The organism is Prosthecobacter sp. (assembly GCF_044378005.1).
Classification (GTDB): domain Bacteria; phylum Verrucomicrobiota; class Verrucomicrobiia; order Verrucomicrobiales; family Verrucomicrobiaceae; genus Prosthecobacter.
The window spans coordinates 44,703-57,376 of the sequence record NZ_JBILYB010000021.1 but is presented as its reverse complement, the minus strand read 5'-3'; the positions used below and the strand labels follow the sequence as shown (position 1 = coordinate 57,376).

5 protein-coding genes are annotated in these 12,674 nt (G+C 60.7%); 4 read left to right on the top strand and 1 reads right to left on the bottom strand.

From position 1 onward, the window contains the following. The first annotated feature begins 94 nt into the window (after positions 1–94). From AC6FTP_RS06760 to AC6FTP_RS06750, 3 genes are read left to right on the top strand one after another with little or no spacing between them, the layout of a single operon-like run. Positions 95–3,295 (top strand): efflux RND transporter permease subunit, encoded by a 3,201-nt coding sequence (locus AC6FTP_RS06760; protein WP_497206144.1) that lies wholly within the window; start codon positions 95–97, stop codon positions 3,293–3,295. Positions 3,296–3,348: 53 nt separating this feature from the next. Then, a complete protein-coding gene (locus tag AC6FTP_RS06755; protein ID WP_497206143.1) occupies positions 3,349–4,614 on the top strand; it encodes a glutamate-5-semialdehyde dehydrogenase in 1,266 nt (421 codons plus the stop codon). Further along, a complete protein-coding gene (locus AC6FTP_RS06750) occupies positions 4,611–4,805 on the top strand; it encodes a hypothetical protein (protein WP_497206142.1) in 195 nt (64 codons plus the stop codon). Before AC6FTP_RS06755 ends, AC6FTP_RS06750 begins: the two co-directional genes overlap by 4 nt. A 705-nt stretch (positions 4,806–5,510) precedes the next feature. Here the strand turns inward: AC6FTP_RS06750 and AC6FTP_RS06745 are convergent. After that, positions 5,511–9,050, bottom strand: a complete 3,540-nt coding sequence (locus AC6FTP_RS06745) for a pyruvate carboxylase (protein WP_497206141.1) — start codon at positions 9,048–9,050, stop codon at positions 5,511–5,513. A 153-nt stretch (positions 9,051–9,203) separates the two neighbouring features. On the opposite strand from AC6FTP_RS06745, the gene AC6FTP_RS06740 reads away from it, so the two are divergent. Continuing rightward, positions 9,204–12,674, top strand: a complete 3,471-nt coding sequence (locus AC6FTP_RS06740) for a transglutaminase family protein (protein ID WP_497206140.1) — start codon at positions 9,204–9,206, stop codon at positions 12,672–12,674.

Genomic DNA, 12,674 nt, shown 5'->3' with positions numbered 1-12,674 from the left:
CTTCGTCATTCGGAATTCATCATTCGTCATTTGCCCGTCCTCTGCATCTCGACACGCTCAAAACAGCCATTCCGTCCTCCCAACTGCCTCCCCCATGATCGCCTGGTTCGCCCGAAATCACGTCGCCGCCAATCTTCTGATGCTGGCGGTGATGACTGCGGGCGCATGGACCTTGTATCAGGATAAAATCCCTCTGGAGGTGTTTCAGGACATGCCGTCCCGATACATCTCGGTGAATGTCCCCTACCCCGCCTCATCGCCCGAGGAGACTGAGGAAACCATCGTGCTGAAGATCGAGGAAGCCATCCAGCAGGTGGGCGGCATCAAGCATGTGAACAGCACCGCGGGCAGCAGTGGTGGCAGTGTTTTCATCGAGGTGAATGAGGACGACGATCCCCGCCGCGTGATGGAGGACGTGAAGATCCGAGTCGATGCCATCTCGAACTTCCCAGCGCTCGCCGAGAAGCCGATCATCCAGCTCGACGACAGCTTCCACAGCGTCATCACCGTCATCCTCAGCGCCGACATGGCCGAGCGCGATCTCAAGCGTCTCGGCGAGCAGACACGCGATGAACTCGCCTCCCTGCCCGGCATCTCGCACGCCGACATCACCGGCATCCGCAATGAAGAGATCGCCATCGAGATCTCCGAAGATCAGCTCCGCAAGTATGGCCTCACACTCGAATCCATCAGCCGCAGCATCCGCGAAAATGCCATCGACATGCCCGCCGGTGTCGTGCAGACCGAGGCAGGCGATGTCTCCCTGCGCACCCGAGGCCGCGCCTACACCGGCGACGACTACGCACGAGTCCCGCTCGTCATCCGCGCCGATGGCAGCAAGGTCACCCTCGGCGAGATCGCGAAGATCATCGACGGCTTCACAGAGAACCCGCTCGTCACACGTCTGAATGGCCGCCGCTGCGTCATGATCAGCGTCATGCGCGAGGGCAAACAAAACGCCATCACCATCGGCGAGCGCGTCAAAGCCTACATCGACGAGATGAACAAGAAGCTGCCCGGCGGCGTGCATCTCGATTATTGGAATGACCGCTCGAAGATCGTGAAGGGGCGCATCGACCTGCTCATGCAGAATGCCCAGAGCTGCCTCATCCTCGTCTTCATCTGCGTCGGCCTCTTCCTCCGGCTGGAAGCCGTGATCTGGGTCGGTGTCGGCATGGTCATGAGCTTCCTCGGAGCCATCGCGCTCATGCCTTACCTGGACATATCGATCAATCTGTCCTCGCTGATGGGATTCATCCTCGTGCTCGGCATAGTCGTTGATGACGCCATCGTCATCTCCGAGCACTGCGACCACCTCCGCACCACCACAGGGATGAGCCCGCTGGAGGCCGCCATCGCTGGCACACGACGCATGGCCGTGCCCATCACCTTCGGCGTGCTGACCACTGTCATCGCCTTCCTGCCAATGGCCATCGACTCCTCCGACTGGGGCTCCATGTTTAAACCCATCGCGCTTATCTTTATCACCGTGATGCTCATCGCGCTGGTCGAGACAAAGCTCATCCTTCCCAGCCATCTCGCCCATCCATTCCTTGGCCGCGCAGGTGACATGCTCGCCCCCATCCACCGCACTTCAGATGGAGCGCTGCAATGGTTCGTGCGCACGGTTTATGCGCCCGCCATCAGCTTCAGCGTGAATCATTGCTACACCGTGCTGGCGATCCTCTTTGGCGGACTCGCCATCATCGCTGGCCTGTTCTTCGGCGGGCGCATCCCGACCACCTACTTCCCGCGCGTCGCGAGCGAGCGAATCGACTGCCGTCTCACGATGCTTGATGGCACACCTGTCGAGGTCACGGAGAAGCACATCGAACGCATCTACAACATCGCGCTTGAGATGCAGAAGGAGTATGTCGGGCCGGATGGTCGCAGCGTGGTGAAGCATGTCGTCTCCACCATCGGCACCACGCTTTCTAGCCGTGGCTCACCCTCTGGCACAGGCAGCCATGTCGGCGGCGTCACCATGGAAACCTTTGGTCCCGAAGAACGCAGCCGCGATGCCAACACCGTGGAGATGTCCAACGAGTGGCGCAAACGCATCGGCAGCATCGTCGGAGCCGAGGAACTCACCTTCCGTGCCGAGATCATGCGAGGTGGCGATCCCATCGACATCCAGCTCACCGGCACTGATCCGAAAGAGATGCTGGCCATGTCGGAAAAGATCAAAGAGAAGCTCTCCACCTACCCCGCACTCTTTGACATCAACGACTCCCTCGACAGCGGCCGAAATGAGATCCAGCTCACGCTGAAACCTGAAGCTCAACAGCTCGGCGTCACCGTCACCGACCTCGCCCGCCAAGTGCGGCAGTCCTTTTATGGCGATGAAGTGCAGCGCATCCAGCGCGGGCGCAATGAGGTCAAAGTCATGCTGCGAATGCCCAAGGCGAACCGACAGAACCTCGCCACGCTCGACACGATGCGCGTGCGCACCGCCACCGGACTTGAGGTGCCTTTCAGTCGCGTGGCAAAGGCCACCGTCGTGAAGAGCTTCACCAGCATCAAGCGCGTGGATCGCCGCCGCGCGCTGAACATCTCCGCCGATGCCGACAAAGCCACGACGGATGTCGCTGCGCTGCGTTTGGAGCTGACCAGCTTCCTCGACGACCTGCTCGCCAACCACGGTCACATCCGCTGGACCTTCGAGGGCGAGGCCCGCTTCCAGCGCGAAAGCCAGGGGCAGATGCTGATCTCCTTCCTCATCGTGATCGCCGCCATGTATGCCATGATGGCCATCCCGTTTAAGAGCTACTCGCAGCCGCTCATCGTTCTGCTCGTCGTGCCCTTCGGCGTCGTCGGAGCTGTCATCGGTCATCTCTTCCACGGCCTGCCAGTCAGCATCATGAGCGCCTTCGGCATCCTCGGCGTCTGCGGCGTGGTGGTGAATGACACCCTCGTGCTCGTCGATGAAATCAACGACCTCAAAGCCAACGGCATGAGCCTGCGTGAGGCTGTACAGCGCGGCGGTATCCTGCGCTTCCGCGCCATCTTCCTCACCCAGATCACCACCTTCTTCGGCCTCGTCCCACTCATCTTCGATGGCACCTGGCTGGCAAAGATGCTCCCCTTCCTCTTCAGCAGCGGTGCCCAGAGCACCCACGCCCAGTTCCTCACGCCCGTCTCCGTCGCCATGGGCTACGGCAGCCTCTTTGCGACGGTCATCACACTGTTCCTCGTGCCCCTTTGCTATCTCGCCGTGGATGATGTCGGCGCGCTGATTCGCAGCCTCTTTGGCAAAGAAGAGCCCGAAGTGAAAGCCGTCCCAGCGACTGCCTAGCCGCCAGTTTCCATTTGCAGAGCCGCCAGCGGGCGGCATGACGTATCGTCCACATGACCGACGCAGACATCCAATCCTCCATCCTCGACATGGGCCGCCGCGCCCGTGCCGCCGCGCATGAACTGGTGAAGCTCAGCTCTGCCGAGAAAAATACCATCTTGATGGCCATGGCGGACGAGATCGAAGCCCGCCAGACCACGATCCTGGAAGCAAACGCCAAAGATCTCGCCACCGCCCATGAGAAAGGTTTGACCAAGGCCATGATCGATCGCCTGACGCTCGATCCGAAGCGTCTCAAAGCCGCGGCTGATGCCGTACGCGAAGTCGCCACATTGCCAGACCCGGTCGGTGAAGTTCTCTCAGAATGGACCCGGCCCAACGGACTGCACATCACCAAGAAGCGCGTCCCCATCGGTGTCATCGGCATCATCTTCGAGTCCCGCCCGAACGTCACCAGCGATGCCGCGAGCCTGTGCTTCAAGACCGGCAATGCCACGCTCCTACGCGGCGGCAGTGAGGCCATCCACTCCAATGTCGCCCTCGCCGCAGCCCTCCAGGCTGGCGGTGAGCGAGCCGGTTTGCCGAAAGACAGCGTGCAGCTCATCCCCTTCACCGACCGCGCCAGTGTGGAGCACATGGCGAAGATGGATCAATACCTCGATCTCATCATTCCTCGCGGTGGCAAAGGACTCATCGAGAAAGTCGTCGCCACCGCGCGCATGCCCGTCATCAAGCACTACGACGGCGTCTGCCACGTCTATGTCGCCCCGGATGCCGATCAGGAAATGGCGGTGAAGATCATCGTGAACTCAAAGACGCAGAAGCCCGGCGTCTGCAATGCCTTGGAGACCGCGCTCGTCCATCAGGACATCGCCTCCGACTTCCATCCCAAGCTCGCCGCCGCCCTGCGTGAAGCCCACGTCGAGATGCGTGGCGATGCAGCCTCGCTCGTCCACCTCGGCAGCGATGCCAAGCCCGCCACGGAAGAAGATTGGAGCACCGAGTATCTCGACTTGATCCTCTCGATCAAGACCGTGGCCTCGCTGGATGAAGCGATCACGCACATCAACCGCTACGGCTCGCATCACACCGACAGCATCGTTACCCGCAACCGTACCGATGCCGAGCGCTTCCAGCACGAGGTGGACAGCGCCGTCGTGCTGCACAACGCCAGCACCCGCTTCAATGACGGCGGCGAGTTCGGCTTCGGAGCCGAAATCGGCATCAGCACTGACAAACTCCACGCACGCGGCCCCATGGGATTGGCAGAGCTTTGCAGCTACAAATACATCGTCGATGGAGAGGGCCAGATCCGATGAACCTCGATTGGATCAACGACTTCCTCCCCAAGATGCGCTGCCCGGACACCCACCAGCCTCTGCGCTGGGCCACCGCCGAGGACTTGCAGCGCCATGGACGACCTGCGGATGAAAAGGCGCTCAGCCGCGAAGATGGTTCCCACCTTTTCCCCATCGACGACGGCATACCGATCCTGCTGCCGAAAGCGTGACCTTGGCCTGCTGTCAAAACATGAGTTCCCGCCCACGATCGGACCGCAACGCTGTCCCGCCAGAGGGCGTGTGAGGTGAATGCGACATCGGAGCGCGGAATTTATTCCGCAGCATCTCGAGCGCATGAGAAACTTGGAGAGCAGATCAACCGCCCCTTCGCACCCGGGCCTTCGGCTTGAAGAAGAATGGCACTCGGTTAAGGAGCGGACTCGACACCTCGGAGTTCTCAGGGCCACAGGCCCGCTCGATACCAACCTGGGCCAACGGCCCAGGAAACCAGGCACAACGACCGCCCGTAAGCTGAAAGCCTGACCTATGCTCATAGCGTCTCGAGCATGGCTCGGGCCTTCAGCCCTCGGTCAGGGTGGGTTTGAGGTGGCTCGGGAACCTGGGGCTGACCGCCCCAGGCCGGTATGAGTCGTGCCGTTGGCATACAAGCGAAAACCAAAAGGTCCGACAACGAAGGACAGGCACTTCCCTTGCCCAGACGAAAAGCTTAACCGAGTGCCATTCGGGACAGGCACTTTGTCTCACATCACCCCACCCACGAACCCGGACCGCAAAGCGGTCCCGTCAGAAGGCGTGGGAGGTGGAGACGGCCATCGTTCTTTTTGAAAGCATGCGACCAAGCATCACCACTGGTGTTGGCTTCTCCGCCTAGCGAAGAAGCCAACAAACACCAGAAACGGTGATGGCGTCAATCGTCACTTCACCAACCTCACCAGCAGATCCTTGCTCTCGACGCTCTCGCCTATCTTCACAAGTATCTCACTGACGGTGCCGGAGGTGGGGGCGCTGATGGCGGCGAACATTTTCATGGCTTCCAGGGTGACGAGGGTTTCGCCTTCTTTGACTTTTTGACCGACGGTGACGGCAATGCTGGCGACCATGCCGGGCATGGGGGCGCCGACTTGGGTCGGGTCGGCGGGGTCGGCTTTGACTTTGCTGACGGTGTTCACGGCGAGTGACTTGTTCGTCACGGTGGTGTGGCGGGGGAAGCCGTTCAGCTCGAAGATGGCGGTCTGCTGGCCGGCGGGGTCGGGCTCGGTCATGTTCAGCAGGCGGACGAAGAGGGTCTTGCCTTCTTCGAGGTTGATGTGGATCTCCTCCTTGTCACGCAGGCCGTAGTAGTAGGCCGGTGTGGGCAGGGCTGCGACATCGCCATAGGTCTTGCGGAAGTCGGCGAACTTCAGGAAGACATCGGGATACATGAGGTAGCTCCAGACATCGTCCTCGGTGGGCTTCTTCTTGAGCTTCTGCTCCAGCTCGGCGCGGACCTCGGCGAGGTTGATCTTGGCAGCGTGGGTGCCGGGGCGGCCTTTGATGCGCTTGCCACCTTTGCCGACGATGGCGTCTGCGAGGGCGTTCCATTTCTTGCGGCTGTCGGCGGCCTTGGCGGGCTCCATGCCGTAGAAGGGCTCGCCAAGCCAGCCTTCGAACATGCTGGTGACGTCCTTGCTCCACTTTGTGCCGGTGAGCTGGAAGATGTCATTCGGCTTCACACCACGCGCGACGCACTCGATGGCGAGGTCACCGACGACTTTGCTCGATGGCGTGACTTTGACGATGTCGCCACAGAGCTGGTTCACCTCGGCATAAGCGTGAGCGATCTCGGGCCAGCGAGGTCCGAGGCCCATGCCGATGGCCTGCTCTTTGAGGTTCGTGTATTGGCCGCCGGGCATCTCGTGGAGATAGACTTCGGCGGTGCCGTAGGGTTCGCTGGTGTCGAAGGGCTTGTAGAAAGCGCGGACGGAGGCCCAGTAGTCGCTGAACTCCTGGAGGGCATCGACATTGAGGCCGGTATCGCGCGGCGTGTGCTGGAGAGCGGCGACGATGGAGTTCAAGTTCGGCTGGCTGGTGCCGCCGGACATGGAAGCGATGGCGGCATCGCAGACATCGACTCCGGCTTCGGCGGCCTCGATGATGCTGGCGGCGTTCAGGCCGCTGGTGTCATGCGTGTGGAAGTGGATCGGGATGCCGACTTCGTCTTTGAGGGCTTTGACGAGCTTCTTCGCGGCATACGGACGCACGAGGCCGGCCATGTCTTTGATGCAGAGCATGTGCGCGCCCATCTTCTCCAGCTCCTTGGCGAGGCGGACGTAGTACTTGAGGTCATACTTGTCGCGCTTCGGATCGAGGATGTCGCCGGTGTAGCAGAGCGTGCCTTCGCAGATGGACTTCGTGTCTTCACGCACGGCCTGCATGGCGGCAGTGAGGTTCGGCAGGTAGTTGAGCGAGTCGAAGATGCGGAAGATGTCCATGCCGTTCTCGGCGGCATGTTTGATGAAACCCTTCACCACGTTGTCGGGGTAATTGGTGTAGCCGACGGCGTTGGAGCCACGGAAGAGCATCTGCAAAAGAATGTTCGGCACCTTGGCGCGGATGTCGCGCAGACGAGCCCAGGGGTCTTCACGCAGGAAGCGCATGGTTACGTCGAAGGTGGCACCGCCCCACATTTCCAAAGAGAAGAGGTCCGGCGTGCGACGCGCCACGGCATCTGCCACGGCGAGCATGTCAAAGGTGCGCATACGCGTGGCCAGCAGCGACTGATGGGCATCACGCATGGTGGTGTCGGTGATGAGCAGCTTCTTCTGCTTGGCGACCCAGCCTTTGCAGAACTGCTCAGGGCCCATCTCGGTGAGGAGCTGCTTCGTGCCCTTCGCAGGCTCGATGCGATGATCCCATTTCGGGATGGCGGGCACGATGAAGGGCTTATCCTGCTTGTGGCCCTTGGCGAAGGGATTGCCGTTGACGATGGTGTCGGCGAGGTAGTTCAGCAGCTTCGAGGCGCGGTCCTTGCGGGCGACGAACTTGAGCAGATCAGGATTGTTGTCGATGAAGCGCGTGGTGGCCTGACCGGTCTTGAACTCCTCATGATGCACCACGTTCATGAGGAACGGGATGTTCGTCTTCACACCACGGATACGGAACTCGCGCAGACCGCGATCCATGCGGTCGAGCGCCTGCTGGTAGGTGCGGGCGAAGACGGTCATCTTCACGAGCATGGAGTCGTAATAGGGCGTGATAACGGAGTTCGTCGCGCCCATCGCGCCATCGAGGCGGACGCCGAATCCACCGGGGCTGCGGTAGTTGAGGATCTTGCCAAAGTCGGGCGTGAAATTGTTCTCGGGATCTTCTGTGGTGATGCGGCACTGGATGGCGAAGCCGCTCTTTTCGATCTTCTCCTGAGGGGGCAGCCCGAGCGGTTCTTCATGAATCTGGTAGCCCTGCGCGATGAGGATCTGGCTGCGCACGATGTCGATGCCAGTGATCTCCTCGGTGACGGTGTGTTCCACCTGGATGCGTGGATTCATCTCGATGAAGTACCACTCACCCGTTTCGTGATCGACGAGGAACTCGACGGTGCCTGCGTGCGTGTAGTTCACCTCCTTTGCGAGCTTCACGGCGGCATCGCAGAGACCGTCGATGACGCTTTGCTTTACGCCATAGCTCGGTGCCTGCTCGATGACCTTTTGATGACGACGCTGCACGGAGCAGTCGCGCTCATGCAGGTGCAAAACATGGCCGTGTTTGTCCGCGAGGATCTGCACTTCGATGTGCTTCGCCTTGCCGACGAATTTTTCCAGGAACACCGCACCATTGCCGAAGGAGCGCAGCGCTTCCGTCTGGGCTTCGTCGAGCAACTTCTCCAGATCCTTCGCCTCACGCACCACGCGCATCCCACGTCCGCCGCCACCAAAGGCGGCCTTGATGATGAGCGGGAAGCCGATCTTCTTCGCCGCAGCGATGGCTTCTTTGCGATCACTGACCGGTTCGTCGGTGCCTTCGAGGATGGAGACCTTGAGCTTGCGGGCGATGTTTCGCGCGGCGGTCTTGTCGCCCATCATGTCGAGGATCTTGGCCTCAGGTCCGATGAAGATGATGCCAGCATCCGCACAGGCCTGGGCGAATTGCGGGTTTTCACTGAGGAAACCGTAACCCGGATGGATGGCATCCACGCCCTTCTCTTTGGCGATGGTGACGATGCCTTCGATGTCGAGATAAGCCCCGAGCGGGCCTTTGTCCTTGTTCAGCTCGTAGGCTTCATCCGCCTTGAAGCGATGCGGGCAGAAGCGGTCTTCCTGCGCGTAGATGCCCACCGTTTTCAAACCCAACTCGGTGGCCGCCCGCATGACACGGATGGCGATCTCGGAGCGATTCGCGACCATGAGCTTTTTGATCGGCCGGATGGCAGATACAGCGGGCTCGGTGCGGGAGGCTTTGGCGGAGGATTTCTTGGGCATGGTGGTTGGTTGGGGAAAAGCGGGCGCATAGTCTCGCGAAATCGAGGGGAGGCAAGGCGGTAGAACCGTTTTTCCGAGCCGAAAAACAAGATTGGCAGCGAAACTGCTTAAACAGGGCATAGGCTCCGTTCTCGGCCCCCACCAACCCCTCGCATGTCCATCCACGTCGCCCTTCATCACCGCACCAGCTATCGCTATGAACATCCGGTCACTCTCGGCCCCCAGGTGGTACGGCTGCGGCCCGCGCCCCATGCGCGGACACGCATCCTCGGCTACACGCTGAAAGTCACCCCGGAGCAGCATTTCCTGAACTGGCAGCAGGACCCGCAGTCGAACTACCTCGCGCGTCTCGTCTTCCCGGAGAAGACAAAGGAATTCAGCATCGAGGTCGAGGTGGTGGCGGAGATGGCGGTGTTTAATCCCTTCGACTTCTTCCTGGAACCTGAAGGTGAGCACTACCCCTTCAAGTATGATGCCGCATCGGATCAGGAACTGGCTCCGTTTCTGAAATGCCAGCCCTTTACCCCGCTGTTTCAGGCTTATCTGGCGGACCTGCGGCACGAGATCCTCGGCAATGGCGGCCTGCCCCATGTTCCGGGCACTCACTCTGAGACGGCCACGGACATCCATGCACACGCCGTTTTACCCGAGGTGGGGCAACTCAAAAAGGATGCGGACAAGCGCCTGCGCACGATTGACCTGCTGGTGGCGGTGAATCAGCGCCTGTGGAAAGACATCCGCTACACGATCCGCATGGAGCCGGGGGTTCAGACACCGGAAAAAACGCTGGATCTGCTCAGCGGCTCCTGCCGTGACTCCGCCTGGCTCATGGTGCAAGTCATGCGCCGCCTGGGCATCGCGGCACGCTTTGTCAGCGGCTATCTCATCCAGCTCAAGTCCGACGTGAAGTCGCTCGATGGACCGAGCGGCACGGAGGTGGACTTCACGGATCTGCACGCCTGGTGCGAAGTCTATCTGCCCGGCGCGGGCTGGGTGGGGCTTGATCCGACCTCAGGCCTGCTTGCCGGAGAAGGGCACATCCCACTCGCTGCCTCACCTGAGCCGCAGAGCGCTGCGCCAATCAGTGGCGTGGTGGAGCCGTGCAAAACGGAGTTCGAATTCGAGATGCGCGTGGACCGCATTTACGAATCTCCGCGTGTCACGAAACCTTACAGCGAGGAGCAATGGGCAGAGATCGCCGCACTGGGTCATGCTTTGGACAAGGAACTCGTCGCCAATGACGTGCGTCTCACGATGGGTGGGGAGCCGACCTTTGTTTCCATCGACGATGTGGATGGAGCCGAGTGGAACACGACAGCCGTCGGGCCAAACAAGGCAAAGCTCTCCGACGAACTTCTTAAGCGGCTCAAAGATCGGTTCAGCACCGGGGCCTTCCTCCATTATGGCCAAGGCAAATGGTATCCCGGCGAGCCTCTGCCACGCTGGTCCTATGGCTGCCATTGGCGCAAAGATGGGCAGCCCCTCTGGGAGCACCCGCATCTCTTCGCCGACATGAAGACGGACTACGGCGTGACGGAAGTTCACTCCGCACGTTTCATTCACGCCCTCGCCGAGCGCCTCGGCTGCGGAGGCAAGTGGATCATGCCCGCCTATGAGGATGCCTTTTACCACATCTGGCGTGAGCGGAAGCTGCCGGTGAATGTCGATCCGCTGAAGTCGAACCTCAAAGAAAAGGAGGAGCGTGAGCGACTGGCGAAAATCTTCGAGCAGGGGCTCGATAAGATCATCGGCCATGTGCTGCCACTGAAGTCAGTGCCCAATGGCTGGGAAACCGGCCCGTGGTTCCTGCGCACGGAGCACTGTTATTTGTTGCCCGGAGACTCTCCCATCGGACTACGTCTGCCGCTCGATTCGCAGCCTTGGGTGAAGACCACCGACTACCCTTACCTGCATGAGCAGGACCCGATGCAGGATCGCGATCCACTGCCATCACGGCAGCAGTTCGTGCGCGGCATCGCCGGCATCCCGGCTTCGTTTTGGAAAAGGATCGCCCAGCGCCGTGGCCCGCTTGGCCTGGAGGAATTGATCGACGAGGAAGCACCGAAAGACCTGATCGATCCCGCACAGCAACCTCCAGCGCTGGGTCAGTCTGCCGACAAGATCGTGCGCACGGCGCTGTGTGTGCAGCCGCGTGATGGGAAACTCTTCATCTTCATGCCGCCTACACAGACGCTGGAGGAGTACCTGAGCTGCCTCGGTGCCGTGGAGGATGTCGCGCTCGCGCTGGATCAGCCCATCGTGATCGAGGGCTACGCTCCGCCGTATGATCCACGGATCAACACGCTGAAAGTTACGCCCGACCCAGGTGTCATCGAAGTAAACGTGCAGCCCGCGAAGAGCTGGGATGAGATGGTGAACATCACCGAGACACTCTATGAAGAAGCGCGGCTCACGCGCCTCGGCACGGAGAAGTTCATGGTCGATGGCCGCCACACCGGCACTGGTGGTGGCAATCACATCGTCATCGGTGCGGAGACGCCGAAGGACAGTCCTTTCCTGCGTCGCCCGGACCTGCTGCGCAGCCTCGTCAGCTACTGGCAAAACCATCCCGCGCTCTCTTTCCTCTTCAGCGGCCTCTTCATCGGCCCCACGAGTCAGAGCCCGCGTATCGACGAAGCTCGCAACGATTCCCTCTACGAACTCGAAGTCGCATTCAAAGCTGCTTCGGAAAGTGGTCATGTGCCGCCCTGGTTGGTTGATAGGCTATATCGAAACCTGCTCATCGACTCCACGGGCAACACGCATCGCTCCGAGTTCTGCATCGATAAACTTTACTCGCCCGACAGCTCCACCGGACGCCTCGGGCTCGTGGAAATGCGCGCCTTTGAAATGCCGCCTCATGCGCACATGAGCCTCGCTCAGGCGCTGATGCTGCGTACCCTCATCGCCCGCTTCTGGAAAGAGCCCTACGAGGCTCCGCTCGTCCGCTGGGGCACAGACATCCACGACCGCTGGATGCTGCCGCACTTCGTCTGGAGTGACCTCGAAGACGTGTGCCATGACACGAAGCTCGCAGGGTATGAACTGAAGCCCGAATGGTTTGCGCCGCACCATGAGTTCCGTTTCCCGATCAGTGGCGACTGGACCGGACGAAATGTCCACGTCGAGATCCGTCAGGCTCTGGAGCCCTGGCATGTACTCGGTGAAGAGGGCAGTGCCGGAGGTGCCGTGCGCTACGTTGATTCATCCTTGGAGCGCATCCAGATCAAGGCTCAAGGTCTCGTCGAAGGCCGCTACGCCATCACCTGCAATGGCAAAACCGTGCCGCTGCACCCTACTGGAACGAATGGCGAATACGTCGCGGGTGTCCGCTACCGCGCCTGGCAGCCCGAGAGCTGCCTCCATCCCACCATCGGTGTCCATTCGCCGCTCACCATTGATCTCGTTGATCTCTGGAATCAGCGCTCGCTCGGCGGGTGCACCTATCACGTCGTTCATCCCGGTGGCCGCAGCTATGACACCTTCCCGGTGAACTCCTACGAAGCTGAAAGCCGCCGTCTCGCCCGCTTCTTCCGTCATGGTCACACGCCAGGTAAAATGAAAGTGGCTCCCGCCGTGCCAAATCCTGAGTTCCCATTCACGCTGGATTTGCGGCTCGGTTAA

Coding starts and splice junctions, on each gene's coding strand:
- AC6FTP_RS06750 (WP_497206142.1), top strand. CDS start 4,611: ATGAACCTCGATTGGATCAACGACTTCCTCCCCAAGATGCGCTGCCCG.
- AC6FTP_RS06760 (WP_497206144.1), top strand. CDS start 95: ATGATCGCCTGGTTCGCCCGAAATCACGTCGCCGCCAATCTTCTGATG.
- AC6FTP_RS06745 (WP_497206141.1), bottom strand. CDS start 9,050: ATGCCCAAGAAATCCTCCGCCAAAGCCTCCCGCACCGAGCCCGCTGTA.
- AC6FTP_RS06755 (WP_497206143.1), top strand. CDS start 3,349: ATGACCGACGCAGACATCCAATCCTCCATCCTCGACATGGGCCGCCGC.
- AC6FTP_RS06740 (WP_497206140.1), top strand. CDS start 9,204: ATGTCCATCCACGTCGCCCTTCATCACCGCACCAGCTATCGCTATGAA.